Origin of the sequence: Aestuariivirga sp. (genome assembly GCF_020252395.1) — a bacterium.
In the GTDB taxonomy this organism is placed as follows: domain Bacteria; phylum Pseudomonadota; class Alphaproteobacteria; order Rhizobiales; family Aestuariivirgaceae; genus Aestuariivirga.
In genome coordinates, this window is the sequence record NZ_JADCDB010000002.1 from 63,032 (window position 1) to 84,808 (window position 21,777).

The 21,777-nt window shown below is 64.9% G+C and carries 15 protein-coding genes and 1 pseudogene; 12 read left to right on the forward strand and 4 right to left on the reverse strand.

Translation table 11 applies throughout. The annotated features are described in order from the left end of the window. Positions 1 to 19: 19 nt before the first annotated feature. Positions 20 to 1,603 (forward strand): citramalate synthase, encoded by a 1,584-nt coding sequence (gene cimA, locus IOC82_RS01605; protein ID WP_290544424.1) that lies wholly within the window; start codon positions 20 to 22, stop codon positions 1,601 to 1,603. Between the two features lie 76 nt (positions 1,604 to 1,679). Next, complete coding sequence (rarD, locus tag IOC82_RS01610; RefSeq protein ID WP_290544425.1) at positions 1,680 to 2,603, forward strand: EamA family transporter RarD; 924 nt, start codon at positions 1,680 to 1,682, stop codon at positions 2,601 to 2,603. Between the two features lie 3 nt (positions 2,604 to 2,606). On the opposite strand, the gene IOC82_RS01615 is transcribed toward rarD, so the two are convergent. Further along, positions 2,607 to 3,206, reverse strand: coding sequence for a TIGR00730 family Rossman fold protein (locus tag IOC82_RS01615; RefSeq protein WP_290544426.1), 600 nt, complete (start codon positions 3,204 to 3,206; stop codon positions 2,607 to 2,609). A gap of 171 nt (positions 3,207 to 3,377) precedes the next feature. On the opposite strand from IOC82_RS01615, the gene IOC82_RS01620 reads away from it, so the two are divergent. The 4 genes from IOC82_RS01620 to IOC82_RS01635 all read left to right on the forward strand — a co-directional run bounded on the left by IOC82_RS01620 (position 3,378) and on the right by IOC82_RS01635 (position 8,401). Continuing rightward, on the forward strand, positions 3,378 to 4,877 hold the full coding sequence (locus IOC82_RS01620; RefSeq protein WP_290544427.1) for an Ig-like domain-containing protein: 1,500 nt from the start codon (positions 3,378 to 3,380) through the stop codon (positions 4,875 to 4,877). A 130-nt stretch (positions 4,878 to 5,007) separates the two neighbouring features. Then, entirely contained in the window at positions 5,008 to 6,843 is a 1,836-nt protein-coding gene (locus IOC82_RS01625; protein WP_290544699.1) for an ABC transporter ATP-binding protein/permease, read from the forward strand. 32 nt (positions 6,844 to 6,875) lie between these two features. After that, entirely contained in the window at positions 6,876 to 7,580 is a 705-nt protein-coding gene (locus IOC82_RS01630) for a phosphatidylserine decarboxylase (protein ID WP_290544428.1), read from the forward strand. After that, positions 7,580 to 8,401, forward strand: coding sequence for a phosphatidylcholine/phosphatidylserine synthase (locus IOC82_RS01635; protein ID WP_290544429.1), 822 nt, complete (start codon positions 7,580 to 7,582; stop codon positions 8,399 to 8,401). The genes IOC82_RS01630 and IOC82_RS01635 overlap by 1 nt, the downstream gene beginning before the upstream one ends. 85 nt (positions 8,402 to 8,486) lie before the next feature. Here IOC82_RS01635 and IOC82_RS01640 read toward each other — a convergent pair whose 3' ends face one another. From IOC82_RS01640 to IOC82_RS01650, 3 genes and pseudogenes are all read right to left on the reverse strand, one after another. Further along, complete coding sequence (locus IOC82_RS01640; protein WP_290544700.1) at positions 8,487 to 9,059, reverse strand: hypothetical protein; 573 nt, start codon at positions 9,057 to 9,059, stop codon at positions 8,487 to 8,489. After that, positions 9,039 to 10,585: pseudogene (locus tag IOC82_RS01645) on the reverse strand (S8 family serine peptidase); the annotation flags it as partial. The gene IOC82_RS01640 and the pseudogene IOC82_RS01645, both read right to left, overlap by 21 nt. Before the next feature lie 179 nt (positions 10,586 to 10,764). Then, positions 10,765 to 11,979 carry a PLP-dependent aspartate aminotransferase family protein gene (locus IOC82_RS01650; RefSeq protein WP_290544430.1) on the reverse strand — a complete coding sequence of 405 codons (1,215 nt, stop codon included), beginning with the start codon at positions 11,977 to 11,979 and terminating at the stop codon, positions 10,765 to 10,767. Between the two features lie 92 nt (positions 11,980 to 12,071). Between IOC82_RS01650 and IOC82_RS01655 the strand changes: the two genes are divergently transcribed. From IOC82_RS01655 to IOC82_RS01680, 6 genes are all read left to right on the forward strand, one after another. Next, positions 12,072 to 14,684 (forward strand): hypothetical protein, encoded by a 2,613-nt coding sequence (locus IOC82_RS01655; protein WP_290544431.1) that lies wholly within the window; start codon positions 12,072 to 12,074, stop codon positions 14,682 to 14,684. A gap of 96 nt (positions 14,685 to 14,780) precedes the next feature. Next, the gene (locus IOC82_RS01660) at positions 14,781 to 16,367 is read left to right on the forward strand and encodes a peptide ABC transporter substrate-binding protein (protein WP_290544432.1); all 1,587 of its coding nucleotides are present in this window, start codon (positions 14,781 to 14,783) and stop codon (positions 16,365 to 16,367) included. A gap of 76 nt (positions 16,368 to 16,443) precedes the next feature. Next, on the forward strand, positions 16,444 to 17,367 hold the full coding sequence (locus IOC82_RS01665; protein WP_290544433.1) for an ABC transporter permease subunit: 924 nt from the start codon (positions 16,444 to 16,446) through the stop codon (positions 17,365 to 17,367). Continuing rightward, the gene (locus IOC82_RS01670) at positions 17,360 to 18,481 is read left to right on the forward strand and encodes an ABC transporter permease (RefSeq protein ID WP_290544434.1); all 1,122 of its coding nucleotides are present in this window, start codon (positions 17,360 to 17,362) and stop codon (positions 18,479 to 18,481) included. Before IOC82_RS01665 ends, IOC82_RS01670 begins: the two co-directional genes overlap by 8 nt. A gap of 1 nt (position 18,482) precedes the next feature. Further along, entirely contained in the window at positions 18,483 to 20,075 is a 1,593-nt protein-coding gene (locus IOC82_RS01675; RefSeq protein WP_290544435.1) for an ABC transporter ATP-binding protein, read from the forward strand. Positions 20,076 to 20,317: 242 nt separating this feature from the next. After that, entirely contained in the window at positions 20,318 to 21,709 is a 1,392-nt protein-coding gene (locus IOC82_RS01680; protein ID WP_290544436.1) for an aspartate aminotransferase family protein, read from the forward strand. Positions 21,710 to 21,777 lie beyond the last annotated feature (68 nt).

Here is a 21,777-nt window from a genome sequence, read left to right on the forward strand (position 1 = left end):
CTGTGAAGGAGTGCATCTGATGGCCCGCGACCGCATCTATCTTTTCGACACCACGCTGCGCGACGGCCAGCAGACGCCGGGCATCGACTTTTCCCTCGAGGATAAGCTCGTCGTCATGGGCCTCTTGGACGAGATGGGGGTGGACTACATCGAGGGCGGCTATCCGGGCGGAAACCCGACCGACACCGCGCTCTTCGCCGCTGAGCGCAACACCCGCGCCACCTTCACCGCCTTCGGCATGACCAAGCGGGCCGGGCGCTCCGTCTCCAATGACGCGGGCCTCCAGCAGCTCCTGCAGGCCAAGTCGAAGGCCGCCTGCTTCGTCGCCAAGTCCTGGGACTATCACGTGCGCGTGGCGCTTGGCTGCACCAACGAGGAGAACCTCGAGTCGATCCGCCAGACCGTCGAGGCGGCACGCGCCGCCGGCAAGGAAGTCTTGATCGACTGCGAGCACTTCTTCGACGGCTTCAAAGCCAACCCCACCTATGCGCTGGCCTGCGCGGAGGAAGCCTACAAGGCCGGCGCCCGCTGGGTCGTGCTGTGCGACACCAACGGCGGCACGCTGCCCTCGGAGGTCGCCGCCATCGTGCGCCATGTGAAGAACCATGTGCCCGGCAGCCATCTCGGCATCCATGCGCACAATGACACCGAACAGGCGGTGGCCAATTCGCTGGCCGCCGTCGATGCAGGCGTGCGCCACATTCAGGGCACGCTTAACGGCATCGGCGAGCGCTGCGGCAATGCCAACCTCGTCTCCATCATCCCGACGCTGGCGTTGAAACCGCATTTTGCCGAGCGCTTCGAAACCGGCATCGACGCCGGGCGCCTGCAGCGCCTCACCCACGTCTCTCGCGCCTTCGACGAGCTCCTCAACCGTTCGCCCAACAAGCAGTCGCCTTACGTTGGCAAAAGTGCCTTTGCCACCAAGGCCGGCATCCATGCCTCGGCGCTGATGAAGGAGCCCGAGACCTATGAGCACGTGCCGCCGGAGTCGGTCGGCAACCGCCGACAGGTGCTGGTGTCGGATCAGGCCGGCAAGTCCAACCTCGTCGCCGCCCTGCAGCGCACCGGGCTCGAAGTCTCCAGGGACGATCCGCGCCTCGACGGGTTGCTGCGCGAGGTGAAGGAGCGCGAGGCTCTGGGCTATGCCTATGACGGGGCGGATGCCTCCTTCGAACTCCTCGCGCGGCGCGCGCTGGGCAGCGTGCCGAAATATTTCGACGTGCTCTCCTTCCGCGTCATCGTCGAGGAGCGCGACAAGGAGATGATTTCCGAAGCCGTGGTCAAGGTTAAGGTGGACGGCCAGGTCTATCTCAACGCCGGCGAAGGCAACGGCCCGGTCAACGCGCTCGACGTGGCTCTGAGAAAGGATCTCGGCAAGTACCAGCGCTTCATCGACGATATGGAGCTCTCGGACTTCAAGGTCCGTATCCTCAACGGCGGCACGGGCGCCACCACCCGCGTGCTGATCGAGAGCCGCGACAGCAAGGGCAACCGCTGGTTCACGGTGGGTGTTTCCCCCAATATCGTGGACGCCTCCTTCCAGGCGCTCTCCGACGCGCTGGTCTACAAGCTGGTACGCGAGGGCGTCTCGAGCACTTGAGTCATGCGCCCTGCACATGTGGCCAAGGCCCCGCCGGGGTTTGTGCCGCATGGGGGGAGGGGTCTAAACGGCCCCGATGGCCGTTATCCACGAGAAGCACGCCGCCCGCTCGTTGAGCAGCGCCGAAATCGGCGTGCTGCTGGCCATTGGCGCGCATCTCGTCTGGGGCGGCATGGCGGTTTACTTCGGCCATATCCGTTACATTTCGCCAATGGAGATTGCCGTCAATCGCGGCGTCTGGGCGCTGCCGATCGCCGCCGCCGTGGTCTGGTACATGGGCCAGTGGGGTGACGTCTGGCGCGCGGTGAAGAACCCCAGGCACCTCGCCATCCTCACCCTCACGGCGGGTCTCATCGTCTTTAACTGGGGCTTCTATGTCTGGTCCATCCAGGTGGGCCGCACGCTGGAATCGAGCTTGGGCTATTTCATCAACCCGCTCCTCAACGTGGTGATGGGCTATCTCTTCCTGGGCGAACGCTTCACCATGCCCCAGAAGGTGGCGCTTGCCCTCGCCACCGTCGCAGTGCTGATCCAGACCTGGGCCCTGGGCCACGTGCCGTGGCTGGGCCTCATGCTGGCCGCCACTTTCTGCCTTTACGGCTTCTTGCGGAAGACGATTCCCGTAGGTCCCACCCAGGGCTTCCTGGTCGAGACCGCCATCGTCACGCCGCCATTGCTGATCGCCGAATGGTATCTCGTGTCGAAGGGCCAGGCCTATTTCGGCACCTCGGCCTATTCGACGCTGATGCTGATGGGCTGCGGCGCCATGACGGCGGCGGCGCTGATCCTGTTCACCGCCTCGATCCGCAGGATCCGCTATTCGACGGCGGGCCTGCTGCAATATATTTCGCCCTCGCTGGTCTTCCTCACGGCCGTCTTCATCTTCCACGAGCCGATGAGCCCTGTGAAGCTCGTGTCCTTCGTCATCATCTGGGTGGCGCTCGCCATCTTTTCGGCCGCCGCGATCCGGGACGACCTTGCGCGGCGCAGGAAGGCCTGAGACCTACATCTTGTTGAGCAGCGGCTGCTCCGGCACCAGCTCCGTCGTGGCCTTTAGGCGGTGCTCGAAGGCCGGCACCACGTCCTCGGCGCGCTTCACCACGTCCATGCCGAATTCGAGTCCCTCGCGGATGAAGCGCTCGGCCCGCATGTGGTCGAACAGCGTGACGAGCGGTTGCCAGTAGTTCTCGATGTTGCACAGGATAATCGGCTTCTTGTGCTGGCCAAGCTGCGCCCAAGTGGAGATCTCCGCCAGCTCCTCCAGCGTGCCCAGCCCGCCGGGCAGCGCGACGAAACCCGAGGAGCGGGCGAACATGGCCATCTTGCGCTCATGCATGTCAGCGGTGACGACGAGGTCGTTGACGTCTGTCAGCATCCGCTCGCGGTTGGCCAGGAATTCGGGGATGATGCCGGTGACGTGGCCGCTGTTCTCCAGCACCGATCGGGCGACCTCGCCCATCAGTCCCAGGCTGCCGCCGCCATAGACGAGGCCGATCCCGGCCTCCGCCATGGCCTTCCCCAGCGTCCGCGCGGCGGCCATATAGGCCGGGTTCCGGCCGTTGCCGGATCCGCAGTAGACGCAAAGTTTACGGGCGGGGCTCATTGATGATCTCCTGACAGGGTCCGAATCGCGGCGGGCCATACCGCCATGCGCTGATTGTTCCCTTCGCAAATCTTTGCGTAAATTGGAACAGCGGCTTATGAAGGGCAAGGAAACCTCCCCGTGAGGGCGAAAAACCGCCCCGGGCGAAACTTGAGTGGGAACGGCAGACGCATGCAAAACAAGACCCCCATCGTGGTGCTTATCGGCCTTGCCATCGTGGTGGCGGCAGCGGTCGCGTGGCTGGCGCGCGGCCAGTGGATGGCCCTAAAGACCGAGACCGTGGCCACCGCCCCCGCGCCGGAAGCCCCCAAGGCACCCGCCCAGCCCGCCACCACGACAGCCGAGGCAACCCAGCCCGCGGCGACCGGCGCGGCCACCTCCGGGCAGGCTGCGTCCACCACCGCCCCCGCGGCGACCGGACAGCCAGCGACGGCCGCCCCGGCCACCCCCGCGACTCCGGAGCAGCCTGCCACTGACACAGCCGGCACGGCCGCGCAGCCGGACTCCATGGCGGCGGCCACCACCGAACAACCCGCCACCGAAGCGCCCAAGAACGCCAGCACCGGCCAGCAGACGGCTGCAACCCAGCCTGAAGCGCAGCCAGAGCAGCCGGCGGCGGGCGCCGCCGCCGCTGCCAAGGTTCCCGCCTTCGACACTGTTCGGGTGGAAAAAACCGGCGAGGCCGTGATCGCCGGAACGGCAGCGCCCGGAGCCGATGTGGTGGTGAAGCTCGACGGCAAGGTGATCGGCGAGACCACCGCCAACAGCGACGGCGCCTTCGTGGTTGTGCCCACGGCCCCGCTTCCCGCCGGCAGCGGCGCCCTGACGCTCGAGTCCAAGGCGCCTGGCGCTGCGGAAGCGACAGTTTCGCAGCAGAGCGTTGCCGTTATCGTGCCCGCCACCGGCACACCGCGCGAAGCGCTCGTGGCCTTGGTCAGCCCGAACCAGCCCACCCGCGTGCTGCAGAAGCCCGAGCCGAAGCAGGACGCCGCCGCGCCCGAGACGCCCGAGCCGAAGCAGGACGCCGCCGCGCCGGAGACGCCCGCCAAGCTCGTCTCCATCGATGCGGTGGACTATGACCCCGCCGGCAACATCGTGTTCTCGGGCCAGGGCAATGCGGGCAACACGGCCCGCGTCTACATCGACAATAATTTTCTGGGCGATGCGCCGGTGGGGACGGACGGCCACTGGACCTTCTCGGCCACTGCCCAGGTAACGCCCGGTGTCCACACGCTCCGTGTTGACGGGCTCGATTCCGCTGGCAAGGTGCTGAACCGTGTCGAAGTGCCCTTCGTGCGCGAGGAGCAGAAGAAGGTGGCGGACGCCAACCAGCAGCAGGCCCAGTCCGGCAGTTCCACCAAAACCGATTCGGAGAACACCCAGCAGCCTGCCACCCAGCAGCAAGCCGCCAACACTCCCGTCAAGCCCAAGGACGGCCGTGTGGTGATCCAGCCGGGCAACAACCTCTGGACGATCGCCCGAGTGCTCTATGGCAGTGGCGCCAAGTTCACTATGCTTTACGAGGCCAACAAGGACCAGATCCGGGACCCTGATCGCATCTATCCGGGCCAGATCTTCAAGACACCGGACGTTGCGGCGAAGCTCGAGTCGATCGATCCGAAGCGCCGCGCACCGCTGAAGCCCGAGGAAAACGCCGTCACGGACCAGTAGCCGCAGCGCAGTTTCCGCTTCGCAAGGGCGCTCCGGCTACCTATATGCTGCTCCCATGAGCCGCCGGACGCCCCCCGCCCAAGACAAGCCCCTCAACGTGGATGGAAACGAATGGTCCATCCTGCGTGACATGTTTCCTTATCTTTGGCCCAAGGGCCAACCGGGGCTCAAGGCGCGGGTGGTCTTCGCACTGGTGGCGCTGGTGCTTTCCAAGGCCGTCACCGTGGCGACGCCCTATGCGTTCAAGTATGCGACCGACGCGCTGACGGGCAAGGCGGATGCCGCGGCCACCGCGGCCACCGTCATCGTGTTCCTAGTGCTCGCCTATGGCGTTGGCCGCATCATGATGGTGGTGCTGGCGCAGATCCGTGACGCGATCTTCGCCAAGGTCAGCCAGCGCGCGGTGAAGGAACTCGCTGTCCGCACCTTCCGCCACCTGCACGCGCTCTCGCTCAAGTTCCATCTCGAGCGCCGCACCGGCGGGCTGTCGCGTATTGTGTCACGCGGCACCATGGGCATCGACACGGTGTTGCGTTTTTCGCTGTTCAACACCTTCCCCACCATTCTCGAGATCGCCCTCGTCGCCGGCATCCTCGCCTGGTCCTATGGTTGGGCCTATGCGGCGGTGATCCTCGGCACCGTGGTCGCCTATATCTGGTTCACCTATGCCGCCACCGAATGGCGCATCAACATCCGGCGCGACATGAACGCCGCCGATACCGAGGCCAACACCAAGGCGGTCGACAGCCTGCTCAACTTCGAGACGGTGAAGTATTTCGGCAACGAGGAGCATGAGGCGAAGCGCTACGCCCGCTCGATGGAGACTTACGAGCAGGCGGCGATCAAGACCTGGGTGTCGCTCGCCGTGCTCAACTCCGGCCAGGCGGTGGTCTATTCGATCGGCCTCACCATCGTCATGATCATGTCGGCGCTCTCGGTCAGGGCGGGGCATTCCTCCGTCGGCGACTTCGTGATGATCAATGCGCTGATGATCCAGCTCTACATGCCCTTGAACTTCATCGGCTCCTCCTACCGCGAGATCAAGCAGGGCCTGATCGACGTCGAGCAGATGTTTACGCTGCTGAAGGTGAATGCCGAAATCGAGGACAGGCCCGGTGCGAAGCCGCTCAAGGTTGGTCCGGCGGAGGTCGTCTTCGAAAACGTCTCCTTCGCCTATGATCCGGAGCGCCCGATCCTCAAGAACCTGTCGCTGCGCGTGCCGCCGGGCAAGACGGTCGCCATCGTCGGTCCCTCGGGTGCGGGCAAGTCGACGATCTCGCGGCTCCTCTACCGCTTTTATGACGTAGACGGCGGCCGCATCCTGATCGACGGCCAGGACATTGCAGACGTGACGCAAAAGTCGCTGCGCGCCGCCGTCGGCATGGTGCCGCAGGATACCGTGCTGTTCAACGACACCATCCGCTACAACATCCGTTACGGCCGCCCCGATGCGACGGATGCCGAGGTGGCCGAGGCCGCCCGCATGGCGCAGATCGACGGTTTCGTGATGAGCCTGCCCAAGGGCTATGACTCGCTTGTCGGCGAGCGCGGCCTCAAGCTCTCGGGCGGCGAGAAGCAGCGCGTCTCCATCGCCCGGACGATCTTGAAAAGCCCCCCCATCCTCATCCTCGACGAGGCGACCTCGGCCCTGGACAGCTTCACCGAGCACCAGATCCAGGCCGCACTCCGCAAGGTTTCCGAGAACCGCACCACGCTGGTCATTGCGCATCGCCTGTCCACCGTGGTCGATGCCGACGAGATCATCGTGCTGGAGCACGGCCAAGTGGCCGAGCGGGGCACCCATGAGCAGCTCTTGGCCGAGAACGGCATCTATGCCGCCATGTGGAACCGCCAGCGCCAAGTGGAACAGGCCCGCGAAATCCTCAAGGAAGCCGAACAGGAAGGCCATCACGTCATCGAACTGAAGGAGGAGGCTGCCAGCAAGGCCGCCATCCTCATGCCGTGACAAAGCCACGTTAACCCGCTAGACGAATGCCCATGTCGATAGCCAAATCCGTTTCCGAAGTCCTGGTCCCCATCCACCGCGAGGGCTATCGCTTTATCGCCATCTTCGGCGGCGTGACGCTGGTGCTGTTCTGGTTACATGCCGGGCCGCTCTTCTGGGTGGGCGTCATCCTAACCCTGTGGTGCGCCTATTTCTTCCGCGATCCTGAGCGCGTGACGCCGGTTCGCGACGGCCTTGTGATCTCCCCCGCCGACGGCCGCATCAGCTCCATCGAGGAGGTCATCCCGCCGGTGGAGCTCGATCTCCCGCGGGAACCCGTCACCCGCATCTCGGTTTTCATGAACGTCTTCGACGTGCATGTGAACCGTTCGCCGCTCGATACCACGATCCGGCGCATCGCATATGTGCCGGGCCTCTTCGTCAATGCCGATCTGGACAAGGCCTCGCTGGACAACGAGCGCCAGGCCTTCACGCTGGAGCGCGCCAATGGCCAGCGCATCGGCGTCGTGCAGATCGCCGGCCTCGTCGCCCGCCGCATCGTGAAGTTCGTCAACGAGGGCGAGCATCTCTCCACCGGCCAGCGCTTGGGCTTGATCCGCTTCGGCAGCCGGGTGGACGTCTACCTGCCCAAGGGGGTGAAGGCGCTCGCCTGCCTCGGCCAGCGCGCCATCGCAGGCGAGACAGTGCTGGCCGATCTCGATTCGCACGAGCCAGAACGCCAGGGGCGCACCGGCTGATGGAACAGGCGCCGGACGGCATGGACAGGGCATTGGCCCCTGGCGGGAACCAGCGCCGCTTCCGCATGGTGCCGGTGCGCTTCCTGCTGCCCAACATGATCACGCTGCTCGCCCTGTGCAGCGGCGTCACCGCGATCCGTTTCGCCTTCGAGGGCCGCTACGAGCTCGCCGTGGCCAGCGTCATGCTCGCCGTCATCCTCGATGCGGTGGATGGCCGCCTGGCGCGCCTGCTCAAGGGCACCTCGCGCTTCGGCGCCGAACTCGACTCGCTCGCCGACTTCGTGAATTTCGGCGTGGCTCCCGCCATCCTGCTCTATGTCTGGTCTCTCAACTCGCTGCACACGCTGGGCTGGGTCATCGCCCTGGTGCTTGCGATCTGCTGCGCGCTGCGGCTGGCGCGCTTCAACGTGGCCCTCGACGATCCGAACAAGCCTGCCTGGGTCAACCGCTTCTTCACCGGCGCGCCGGCGCCAGCCGGTGCCGGGCTTGCGCTGCTGCCCTTCTACCTCGGCTTCCTCGGCATCATCGACGAGGGCCATGGCTGGGCGCTGGTCATCGGGCCCTATGTCGTCTGCATCGCGCTGCTGATGATCAGCCGCGTGCCCACCTTCTCGGGCAAGCACATGGGCCGCATCCGGGGTGACATGGTGCTCCCGGTCCTTGGCCTCGCCGTGCTGGCGGTTGTGATGCTGATGTCCTACCCTTGGGAATTCCTGTCTATCATGAGTGTCGCCTATCTGGCGCTGCTACCGATCAGCGTGCGTTCCTACCGCAAGTTACGCGCGGCGGACAACCGCGGCAGGGAACCCGTCACTCGATAACAAAATGGCGTCAAACGGATGCCGGCACATGACTGCGGAGTTTAGCGACCGTCATGCCGACGGGCGAAATTTCAAGCCTCTGGCGCTAGCGGCCTGCGCTGGCTTTGGCATTCGTCCGGAATGTTGCCGACAGGTTGATGTCGCCTCTCACGGTAAAACTGCAGGTCTGCTTCGGACCCTGACAATAACCTCCCCAGCCCACGAATTCGGAACCGCTTGCGGCAACGGCCGAAACAGATAGTCTGGTTCCATCCGCGATTGTGTTCGTGCAGCTGTCGGTGCAGTTCATCGCGCCGGAACCGCCGTCGGTAACGACGCCGCTGCCAGTGCCTTCTTTGGTGTAGGTGAGAGTATGGATCGGCAGCCTCTCGAAGACCGCCGTCACATTCTTGGCTCTGCCCAGCCGCACCGAGCAATAGGTCTTCGGCCCGCGGCACGTGCCGGACCATCCCTTGAAATAGGACCCCGGGTCCGGCTGTGCGCTGAGCATGATCGTGGCATTCTTCCAGTAGGTCTGGGTACACGTGTCAGAGCAGGTGGCTGTTGAACCCTCTACTGAGAAGCCCACGCTCCCGGTTCCTGCTCCGGCCTTGGTATAAGTCAGAGACAGCGGGTCTCCGATGTAGAAGCTGGCAGTCACGTTACGCTGCTGCGACATCGTGACGGTGCACGTTCCGGAACCTGAGCAGTCGCCGTTCCAGCCAAAAAACTTCACGCCGGAATCCGGGGTTGCGGTAAGCGTCACTGTCGTACCTGGCGCAAACCGGTTGACGCAGTCCTTACGGCAGTTCGCTACGGTGCCCGATGGCGAGAACGATACAGTGCCCTTCGCGGGGCCAGCCTTCACATAGGAAATGGCGCGGCGACCGTCGCTGAACTGCGTCAGGGCCGCGGCTACATTGATGCGCGGTATGGTGATGCCGCTACGATAATCGGTCACGCCCTTGCCAGTCGTCTGCAGGGCGGTAAGGACGTCGTCCACCGTGGCATTCGGCGCCTTCTCCCTTAGGATTGCCCATGCTCCCGCCACATGCGGTGCGGCCATGGAGGTTCCATGTTTGTCGGCGAACTTCCGGTTTGGCACGAGGATGTGATCAGCGAGCCCGGCGCCAGCAGCGACAGGAAATCGGAAGAGTTCGAATAGCACGCCACCTTGTCCACCGCTGCGGGATCACCTGAGCATGCGCCCCATGCGGAATCGGACACCGAACCCACGCTCACTGCCGAAGAGATGCATGCGGGGGCGGAAATGGCATCGGTATAGCCGTCATTGCCGCTGGAGATTACGGTGGCGATGCCGGCCGCCCGCAGGTTGTCGATGATGTCCTTCCGGATGTCGCCGTCGCAATAATCGGTGTAGCGGCCGCTGCCCAGACTCATGTTCACTGCTGCGATGTGGTAGGTGTTCCGCAGCTCATACACGCGTTGCAGCCCGGCGATAATGTCGGAGACATAGGCGCGGGTTTTATTGTCCACCGGGCTGAACACCTGGATGGCGATGAAGCTGGAGTCCTTGGCAACGCCGGAGAATTTCGTGCCCTGGCCAGCCGCGATGCCCGCCACATGGGTGCCGTGATCGCAGTCGGAGCCTGGGCAGGGGCGGCCCGAGCCCGGAGCGGTTGAGCTCATGCTGCCGCCAGGGCACCAGCGTCCGGTCGAGTAGCACGCCTCGGACACCACCTTGCCGAAAAGGAAAGGATGCGCCTTATCAACTCCCGTGTCGATGATTGCAACAGTCTGGCCCAGTCCGCGGTAGCCGGCACTCCAGGCTGCGGTGCCACCGATGAGCGGCACCGACTCCTCGAGCATGGGCTTGTTGAGCTGGTCTTCCTGCACGCTCAGCACATTGGGATCGGAAGCAAGCCTGTCGAGATCATCGAGGGTCACGTCCATGGCCACCAGCGGAAGGGCGTCGAAGGTGCGGATGCGCGCGTCCCCACGGAGGGCGAGTTTGGCGAGAACCGAGGCGCGGGTCCCGGAGATGTCGCTGCGCTGCTGGCGCGCCTCCTGGTCGCTCAGCTTACCTTCAGCCGCGTATGGCACCCGGAGTTCGACGATGATCCGGACCTTGCCTGACTCATCCGCCGTTTTCCGCAACTGCTGAAAGGCTGTTGCGGCTGCCGCACTGGACTTGATGGATTGGGCAAATGGTAGCTTTGCCGGCAGGCGGCGCTCGCCAGCCATCGAGCTGGTGGCAGAAATACCCAGAAGCAAGAGGCAAGCGAGAAGCCCGGGAATTCGACGCACGATATCCACCTCAGGTAATCTTGTCTTCCACTTCGTAATCCATTCATCAGCCTGCGACAAGTCGAAAACTGAGATTATTTCGTTAACCTTATGTTAAAAAACGAAAAGTCCTGTTCCTACAGCACCCGGCTGAGGTCCGCGATGAGGTCGTCCGGGTTCTCGATCCCGACGGAGAGGCGGAACACCCCGTCGCCCGCATAGTCGCGATACCGGCGCAACTGCGTTGCGTCGTGGCGATACGTCGAGGCCTGAATATCGTCCGTGCCGATCCAGTAGACGAGGCTGCGGTGGTGCCCGAGCGACACAGCGTAGTGGATGATCTCGAGCCTTCTCACCATGTCGGCGGCAAGTTCCGGCCCCGGCCGCCTTGTCTGGAAGGTCATCATGCCGGAGAAGTTCCGCATTTGCCGCCGCGCCAGCGCATGTTGCGGGTGGGAGGGAAGGCCGGGGTAAAACACGCGCGACACCGCCGGGTGCTCCTCCAGAAAGCGCGCCACCTTGAAGGCAGCCTCCTCATGGGCCCGCATACGGATGGGCAGAGTGGCAGCACCCCGCAGGATCAGCCACGCGTTGAAGGGCGACAGAACGCCGCCGAAATGAACCGTGGCCTCGAGGTTGAGGGCATCGATATCCGCCTTGCGGCCGATCACCGCGCCCCCCATGGCGTCACCATGGCCGCCAATGTATTTCGTGAGCGAATGCACCACGAAATCCGCCGCCAGCTGCAGGGGCCGGGTGGCGATCGGCGTGGCATAGGTGGAATCGACTGCCACGTCGCGCACGCCGCGCTCATGTGCCAGCTGCGCCAATGCTGCGATATCGCACAGTTTCATGGTCGGGTTGGCCGGCGTCTCCAGCCACAGCATGCGGGTGGCCGGGCGAATGGCCGCTGCCACCTCCTCCGGCCGCGACATATCCACGAAGGATACCTCGATCCCGAAGCGCGGCAGCGTGTCGCGCGTCAGCTCCGCGATGCCGACATAGTTTGCATCCGGTACGATCAGGTGATCGCCGCGGCCGAGCCGGCCGCAAATGAGGGCATGCGCGGCGGCGACGCCTGAGGCGAAACACAGCGCCGCTTCGCCGCCCTCGAGCGCCGCAAGCTTGGCTTCGAGCTGCGCCACGGTGGGACTGCCCACGCGGCTATATATGAAGCCTTCGTAGCCCTGCTCGTCGCGTGCCGAGAAGCCGGTCACCGCCTCGGGCGCGAAGGTAACAGACATGACAAGGTTGGGCGATGACGCGCGGGTTGCCGGATCGACGGACTCACCGGCGTGAACCGCCGTCGTTTCGGTATGCCAGCCGCTGTTGCCACTCGCTTTGCGAGACATGATGCGGTTTTTCCTTTCGCGCGAATTTCGCCTATGATGCGGTTGGTTCGCCGAATCCGCAACTGCCGCTGGGGAGACCTGCAAGACTCGACATGAAGTGGGATCAGCCCCATTGGAGCGGCAAGCCGCAACCAGGCGCCGGGCCGCGGCAAAAGCTGCGCCCCAATGTCTTTGCGCGCGTCGCCCGCGTCTGCGCCGCCTGGCGTCTTGCGGTGGTTGCCGCCGCCGTGCTCCTGGCGGCCGGCTTGTCGGTTTTCGCCGCCACCCGCCTGTCGATCGATCCTGAGCAGCGGCCGCGCATCGGGCTGGACCAGGGCACGGCCAGCCTCCAGGCAGAGCTTGATGCGAAGTTCCCGGGGGTCGAGCAGACGTTCCTTGCGGTAGTCTCCAGCGGCGACCCCGAAACCTCGCGGCAGCAGGCCGAGGCGCTGGCGGCCATGCTGCGGCGGCGCCAGGATTTGTTTCTCTCGGCTTTCGTGCCCGGCACGGGCCCATTCTATGACAGCTACGCTCTGCTCTACCGCGACACCTCCACGGTGCGCGCCCGCGTCGACTCCCTGCTGCAGCTGGAGCCCCTCTACCATGCCATGGCGGCCGCGCCCGATATGGGTGGCTTTGCGGCCCTCGTCACCGAGATCGGCAAGGCTGTGGATCAGGGGCGCTCGCCGCCCGGCCTCGCCACGCTGCTGCTCGCCGCTTCCACCACCATCGAGGCCGAGGTCAAGGGCAAGCCGCGCCCGCTCGACTGGCTGGCGCTTGCCGGCCCCGATGCCGGGACGCAGGCCAGCCGCTGGTATGTCATCGCAGCGCCTGCGCCGGGCCATGAACCGGCCGCCGCTGCTGCAGCCCGCCAGGCCTCGGCCGGAATGGACGGCGTCAGCTGGCTGTGGCCGCGCCGCGCGCTGGCTTCCTCGCCGAGCGAGTTGCGGGACTTCGTGGTCCCGGCCCTGCTGTCGGTCCTCCTCACGCTGGTGCTGCTCCTGGCGGCGCTGGGTTCGCTGCGCCAGGCGCTCGCCGTGCTGCTTACCGGCGCCGTGACGCTGTCGGCGGCCGGGGCCGCGGCCGCCGCCCTCGGACCGCCGCTCGATGGCGCAACATGGTCCTTCGCCCCCGCGGTGCTGTCGCCCGTCATCGTGGCGGGCGGCGTCGTTTGCGTGGCCTTCGGCCGGGGCCGCAGCCGCGGCCTGCCGCCCATGCAGGCCGTCATGCTGGCGTGTCACCGCCAGGGTGGGTACGTCACTGCCGTCATCCTGATCTTCGCCGTGTTCTGGGGCGCCTGGCTGTGTCGTCACCTGCCGTCGCTCAGCCAGTTCGCGATCATCGCGTTGGCGGGCTGCCTTGCCGCATGGATCGCGGCTCTCACAGTGCTTCCGGCGGCGCTCATGCTCACCGCACCGCGCCGCGCCGAAGAGCCTCTTCACTGGCTTGACGAGGCGATGGGGAAGGGGAGAAGCCCCACCGCACGGGGAGCGCTCGATGTGGCCGCAATGGTGCTGCTCGCGGCTGCCGTGTTTTCGGCCGTCTTCCTGCCTGCCATGCGCTTTGGCGAGCGGCAGTTGCCCTCCGCGCCTCCACCGCTCCTCGAAACGCCGGACGCGCGCGGCGCCGTCCACATTCTCTCGCCTGAGTCAGGGGTGAAGGAAATTGTCACGCGGCTCACCGCCCTGCCCGAAGTGGGCGCCATCCGCACTGCCCAGCAATTCCTGCCCCCCGATGTTGCCGGCAAAATCGTCGAGCTGCGCCGCCTTGTGCCGCTCACTGCCTTCAGGCCCGATTTTCAACCCCCGGCCGGCGATGTAAGCCTGCAGCTGGAATTTGCCGGCCTCCAATCGCAGCTCACCTCGATTGCCGCCGCCGCAGCGTCTGCTCCGCAGCTGCGCAGCGCCGCCCTTCGGTTGCGCCGGGCCCTTGAGCTCTTCGTCGCCCCCGAGCCGCCCGATGCGCAGCGCGTGGCCGGGCTGGAAAAGTCGCTGTTCGGGGGGCTCGGGGCCGTTTCGGCCCTAGCCCAGCGTCTGGCGATCATGGCGCCGCCCTCGGTTGGCGATCTTGAGCCGCAGCTGCTGCGCCGTTTCGTGGCGGCGGATGGCACCTGGCGCATCGAAGTCATGCCGCGGTCCGGCAGCGGGGAGTTGTCCTTTGCCGCGGCTCTTCGGCGGGCCGTTCCGCAGGCGGCGGGCGAGCCCGTCGTATCGCTGGTCCGCAACGAAATGATGCACCACGAGGCGATCCTGGCGCTTGCCACCGCGCTGCTTGCGGCGGCGGCTCTGGTGCTGATAGCCTTGCGCAGCCTGCGCGGGGTGCTGCTGTCCATGGCCCCGGCTGCGGCCTTCATCACCCTCACCGCCGGGGTGACAGCGATGCTCGGCATCAGCCTCAACGCCGCCATGCTGTCCGGCATCAGCGCGGCGATTGCGCTGCTTATCGCCTGCTCGATGCTGGTCGCGGTCCGGCTGCGCGGCGGTGGCGCCTATCCGCAGGCCCACATTCTGCCGCTCCGCGCGGTTCTTCTGCCACCCATCACACTGGCGGGAGCCGCGTCCCCTCTGCTTATCTCCTCGCGTCCGGCGGTGGCTGAACTTGGCGCGTCGCTGGCCATGCTGTTCCTGATCGTGGCGCTGCTGATCGCGCTGCTCGTGCCCGCCTTCGCCCGCTGGCTGGACCTTTTGGCCGAGCCGGCGCCCCGGCCCGTTCACCCCCGGGATTGACGTAGCCGACGACAAGCGGAATGCGCGGTGGTAACCTCTTTGGCAGGTGTCACGGCGCGAACACCCCGAAGCAAGTAAATCAGGGAGAACACAATTATGGTATTCCAAGTCAAATTCAGATCCTGGCTCGCCGGCTGCAGCCTGCTGGCGATGACGGCCACCGGGGCCTTCGCCGAAGTGGTCTATAACCGCGGCAATTCGGCCGACCCGGAATCGCTCGATCCGCACAAGACCGCGACCACCTATGAAGCCCACATCCTGCGCGACCTGTTCATGGGCCTCATGATCCAGGACGCGAAGGCGCAAGTGCAGCCGGGTGCGGCTGAGAGCTATACCGTCTCGGCCGATGGCAAGACTTACAGCTTCAAGCTGCGCAAGGGCGCGCTGTGGTCCGACGGCGCGCCGGTGACGGCGGATGACTTCGTCTTCTCCTGGCGCCGCCTGGTCGACCCTGCCACCGCCTCCGAATATGCCTATATGCTGGCCCCGGTGGTCAACGCCGAGGACATCACCGCCGGCAAGATGAAGCCCGACCAGCTCGCGGTGAAGGCCATCGACCCCGGGACCTTCGAGGTGACGCTCAAGGCGCCCACACCCTATTTCCTCGAAATGCTCACCCATCAGTCCACCTATCCGGTGAGCAAGGCCAGTATCGACAAGCTGGGCGCCGACTTCGTGAAGCCCGGCAACCTCGTCTCCAACGGCGCCTTCGTGCTCAAGGAGTTCGTGCCGAACGATCACATCAAGCTCGCCAAGAGCGATACGTTCTACGATGCGGCCAATGTGAAGATCGACACGGTCAACTTCATTCCCACCGAGGACCGCTCTACCGCGATGAAGCGCTTCGAGGCTGGCGAACTCGACTCGAACGACGACCTGCCGACCGAGCAGCTCGCCGACCTCAAGGCCAAGTTCGGCGACCAGATCCGCATCGGACCCTACCTCGGCGCCTACTACTACGCCTTCAAGACCGACAAGAAGCCGTGGGACAACGTCAAGCTCCGCGCCGCGATCTCGGAAGCGATCGACCGCGACTATCTGGCCGAGAAGGTTTGGCAGAACACCATGATCCCGGCCTATTCCTTCGTGCCGCCGGGAATCGCCGGTTATGAGACGCGCGTCACGGACTATGCCGGGAAGTCGCAGCTTGACCGCGAGGACGAGGCCAGGAAGGTGCTGGCCGAACTGGGCTACGGCCCGGAAACGCCGCTGAAGATGGAGATCCGCTTCAACACCTCCGAGAACCACAAGAACACGGCGGTCGCCATCCAGGAACAGTTGAAGCCGCTCGGAATCGAGGTGTCGCTTGTCAACACCGACACCAAGACGCATTACGGGCTCCTCGAGCAGCACGGCGACTTCGACATCGCGCGCGCCGGCTGGATCGCCGACTACAAGGACCCGGAAAATTTCCTGGCCCTGTGCAAGACCGGCACCGGCAACAACTATGCCCTCTATTCCAACAAAGACTATGATGACCTGATGGCCAGGGCTGCTGCCGCTGCCACGCCCGAGGAGCGCATGAAGCTGCTCTCCGACGCGGAGGCCATCGGCGTGGCGCGCGACCATTGCGTGGTGCCGCTGCTCTATTACAGCTATCACAACCTCGTCTCGAACAAGCTCAAGGGCTGGGAGGACAACGTCATGGACGTCCATCCGACCCGCTTCCTCTCCAAGGAATAACCCGCAACAGTGACGGGCCGCCTCGCTCCGCGCGGGGCAGGGCGGCCGCCCACCCTAAGCCCCGAGTTGCGGACCAATGCTGCGTTATGTCCTGAGGCGTTTCCTCACTGCGATCCCGACCTTGTTCGTGATCGTAACCATTTCCTTCTTCTTGATGCGCGTTGCCCCCGGCGGCCCCTTCAACCAGGAAAAGGGCCTGAATCCCGTAATCAAGGCCAATCTCGAGCGGGTCTTCCACTTGGACCAGCCGCTGTGGAAGCAATATCTGCTCTACTTGAACAACCTCCTCCACGGTGACTTCGGCCCCAGCTACAACCTGCCGGACTTCACGGTCGCCGAACTCTTCGCCGACGGTCTGCCGATCTCGATCCAGCTCGGCGGTTCCGCGTTGACCCTCGCGCTTCTCCTCGGCGGCCTTCTCGGCATTATCGCCGCCCTCTACCAGAACAAGCCCGCCGACTATGCCGTGATCGCCACCGCGACGGCAGGCTCGACGATCCCGGCTTTCGTCATCGCACCCCTTTTCCAGCTGTTCTTCGCGCTCACCCTCAAATGGGTCCCGGTCGGCGGCTGGGGCGATGGCGCGCTCATCAACAAGGTGGGTCCGGTGCTCACCCTCATGCTGCCGCAGCTCGCCATCGTGGCCCGCCTGATGCGCGGCTCGATGATCGAGTCGCTGCGCTCGCACCACATCCGCACCGCGCGGGCGCTGGGCCTCTCCGACTATTCCGTCGTCGTCAAGCACGCGCTGAGGGGCGCGCTGCTGCCCATCATTTCCTATGCCGGCCCCGCCGCGGCGGGATTGCTCACCGGGTCCATCATCGTCGAATCCATCTTCTCCATCCCCGGTGTGGGCCGTTACTTCGTCGAGGCGGCGCTGAACCGCGACTATACGCTGGTGATGGGCACGGTCGTCGTGATCGCCCTCTTCACCATCGTCTTCAACCTCGTCGTCGACATTCTCTATGCCGTTGTCGATCCGCGGGTGCGCTATGACTGATGCAACGTTCCCGGCCGCCGCCACCAAGGGCCGCTCGCTGTGGGCCGATGCCTGGAACCGTCTCAAGGCCAACAAGGCCGCCATGGTGAGCATCTGGTATCTTGCCTTCATGGCGCTGATCTGCGCCGTGGGTCCCTGGTTCACGCCGCATGACTTCACCACGATCTACCAAGACTATACCCGCGTGCCGCCCAGCCTCGAGGCCTATCCCAAGCCCGATGCCATCGGCCTCGCGGTCAAGGATGCGGTGAAGCGTTCGCGCCTCAGCCTTGGAGGCTGGAAGGAGAAGGACGGCAAGATCTTCATCACTGTCACCTCGGCCAAGCCCATCGACGAGCGCGTGACGCGCTACATCGACCGCTCGGACGTCTTCAAGAACGCGCAGGTAGCCGATAAATCGCCCGACGGCCTGAAAATGACCATGAGCGCCGATATCAAGCATGAGTATTTCTTCTTCGGCACCGACAATGTCGGCCGCGACCTGCTGACCCGCACGCTGATCGCCGGCCGTGTGTCGCTGGCCATCGGCCTTCTCGCTGGCGTCGTTGCCGTGGTGATCGGCGTGCTCTATGGGGCGATTTCCGGCTTCACCGGCGGCCGCACCGACGAGATCATGATGCGGATTGTCGACGTTCTCTATTCGCTGCCCTTCATCTTCTTCGTCATCATGCTGGTGGTGTTCTTCGGGCGCAACTTCGTGCTGATGTTCCTGGCCGTCGGCGCGGTGCTGTGGCTCGACATGGCGCGCATCGTGCGCGGCCAGGCGCTGTCCTTGAAACGCCAGGAATATGTGCAGGCCGCCGAGGCGCTGGGCGTCTCGCCCTGCGGCATACTGCTCCGCCACGTGGTGCCGAACTTGCTTGGCCCCGTCGTCATCTACATGACGCTGCTCGTTCCGCAGGTCATCATCCTCGAGAGTTTCCTGTCCTTCCTGGGGCTGGGCGTGCAGGAGCCGATGTCGAGCTGGGGCGTGCTCATCAGCCAGGGTGCGAAGAACATTCCCAGCGCCACTTGGCTGCTGATTTTTCCGTCATTCTTCCTCACCACCACGCTTTTCGCGCTGAACTTCATCGGCGACGGCCTGCGTGACGCGCTCGACCCGAAGGACCGTTGACATGAGCGGGCGCATCCTCGACATCCAGAACGTGAAGGTAAGCTTCGCCACTCCCGACGGCGCCGTCGAGGCGGTCAAGGGCGTGGACTTGCATGTGAACGCGGGCGAGACCGTCGCCATCGTCGGCGAATCGGGCTCCGGCAAGAGCCAGCTGATGATGGCCGCGATGGGCCTTCTCGCGTCCAACGGCAAGGCCACCGGCGCGGTCGATTATCGCGGGACCAATTTGCTGGCGATCTCGAAATCCCAGCTGAACGACATCCGCGGCGCCAAGATCACCATGATCTTCCAGGAGCCGATGACCTCGCTCGACCCGCTCTACGCCATCGGCGGCCAGTTGATCGAGCCGATCCGCAAGCACCGGCGGCTGGGTGCAGCGGAGGCCCGGGCGCGGGCCATCGAGATGCTGCGCATGGTGCACATCCCGGAGCCGGAGCGCCGCATGGGCTCCTACCCGCATGAGATGTCCGGCGGCCAGCGCCAGCGGGTGATGATCGCCATGGCGCTTGCCAACAACCCGGACCTGCTGATCGCCGACGAGCCGACGACGGCTCTCGACGTCACCATCCAGGCTGAGATCCTGGAGCTGATGGCGAACCTGCAGCAGCGCCTCGGCATGGGAATGGTCTTCATCACCCATGACCTCAACATCGTGAAGCGCATCGCGCACCGGGTCTATGTTATGCGCCGCGGCGAGGTGGTGGAGGAGGGCGAGACGGCCGAGCTCTTCGCGAACCCGAAGCATCCTTACACCAAGGCGCTGCTTGAGGCCGAGCCCACGGGCCGCAAACTGCCGGTTGCGCCCAATGCCCGCAAGATGATCGACGCCACCGACGTGCGCGTCACCTTCAGGATCGGCGGCGGATTCCTGTCCGGCCCGCCGCTCGAACTGCGCGCGGTGGACCGCGTGTCGATGACGCTGCGCCAGGGCCAGACTATCGGCATCGTCGGCGAATCTGGCTCCGGCAAGTCCACCTTTGCGCGCGCCGTGCTGCGGCTTCTCCCCAGCGAGGGCGCCATCGCCTTCGAGAACCGCTCGATCCAGAACCTCCCGCGCGAGGAGATGCGGCCCCTGCGCCGCGAATTGCAAGTCGTGCTGCAGGACCCCTTCGGGTCTCTGAGCCCGCGCATGACGGCGGGCCAGATCGTCACCGAGGGGCTGCTGGTGCACGAGCCCTCCATGTCCCGCGCCGAACGGGACCGGCGTGCCGCCCGGGCGCTGGAGGAGGTGCAGCTCGATCCAGGCCTGCGCAACCGCTACCCGCATGAATTCTCGGGCGGCCAGCGCCAGCGCATCGCCATCGCGCGCGCCATCATCCTCAAACCAAAAGTGGTGGTGCTGGACGAGCCGACCTCGGCGCTGGACCGCCAGGTGCAGAAGCAGATCGTGGATTTGCTCAGGGACCTGCAGCAGGCCAACAACCTCTCCTACCTCTTCATCAGCCACGACCTCGCCGTGGTGCGCGCCATGGCCGACCACATCATGGTGATGAAGGATGGCAGTGTAGTGGAACAGGGGAGTCCCGGCGAGGTGATGGAACGCCCGCGGGAAGATTATACGAGGCGGCTGATGGCGGCGGCCTTCGCGGGGTGATGCAAGGTTCGCCCGCCTGTTCCTTGCCAAGGGACGGCGGAAATGGCATAAGCGCCGCATGTGTTTCCACGCGACCATATCAGGGGCGATTTTGCCCATCTGGTCAAAGACCGCGTATGATGAAGTCATGCTTCATTGCGCGCGCATCGGATTCAAGCCGTAAGTATTCCGCATTTTATCTGATTGCCTGCCCCGCCGGCGCCGGCTTGGGGCCATTCACTGTATTCAGTTTGGAGAGTGCCATGAACGTCCTGAACAAGAACATCGACATCGCCGAAGTCATCCGCAACGACATCGCGCATCACTTCCACCCCTTCACCGATCACAAGTCCTTCCATGCCGAGGGCGGGCCGCGGGTGATGACCCAGGCGGACGGCATCTGGATTTGGGACGGCAATGGCCACAAGCTCCTGGACGGCATGTCGGGCCTGTGGTGCGTGAATGTGGGCTATGGCCGCAAGGAACTGGCCGAGGCTGCCTACAAGCAGATGCTCGACCTGCCCTACTACAACACCTTCTTCAAGACGACGACGGTTCCGGCGACGGAGCTCGCCGCCAAGATCTCCTCGGTGATGCCGAAGCGCTTCAAGCACATCTTCTTCACCAATTCGGGCTCGGAATCGAACGACACCATCGTGCGTTTCGTGCGCCATTACTGGAAGCTGAAGGGCAAGCCTTACCGCCAGCACTTCATCGCCCGCACCCGCGGCTATCACGGCTCCACCATGGTGGCGGCCAATCTCGGCGGCTTCCAGGGCATGCATGACCAGGTGGGCACCGAGTTCCCCGGCTTCCACCACGTGCAGCAGCCGCACTGGTTCGATTTCGGCGGCGACAAGACGCCGGAGGAATTCGGCGTCGAGGCTGCGGCCGAGGTCGAGAAGAAGATCCTCGAGGTTGGCCCCGACAACGTCGCCGCCTTCATCGGTGAGCCGATCCAGGGTGCGGGCGGCGTGCTGATCCCGCCGCCGACCTATTGGCCGGAGGTTCAGCGCATCTGCCGGAAGCATGGCGTGCTGATCATTTCCGACGAAGTCATCTGCGGCTTCGGGCGCACCGGCAACTGGTGGGGCTTTGAGACCATGGGCTTCGAGCCCGACATCGTGCCGATGGCCAAGGGCCTGTCGTCAGGTTACCTGCCGATTGGCGCGGTGGCCTTCGCCGACCACCTGATCAAGGACTTTTTCGAATTGGGCGGCGAGTTCTACCACGGCATGACCTATGCCGGTCACCCGGTGGCGGCCGCTGTGGCGCTGAAGAACATCGAGATCATCGAGCGCGAGAACCTGGTGGGCAACACCCGCGACATCGGCCCCTATTTCGCCGGGGCGCTGGCCTCGCTGCGCGACCATCCGATCGTCGGCGAGACGCGCTCGGTGGGCCTCATCGGCGCCATCGAGCTCTCCAACGACAAGGCCAGGCGCGGCCGTTTCGCCAGCCCGGGCCGGGTAGGCGCCATGTGCCGCGACAATTGCTTCAAGAACGGCCTGATCATGCGCGCCTGCTGGGACACCATGGTGCTGGCGCCGCCGCTGGTCATCGCCAGGAAGGAGATCGATGAGCTGGTCCGCCTTGCCCGGGCCGCCCTGGACGCGACCTATGCCCAGGTCAAGGCTGAAGTCGTTCGAGATTAAAAAAGCTTAAGTAGATTCAGATTGGCCGGGGGGTGAGGGAACGCTAAGTTCTCTCACCAGAATGGGGC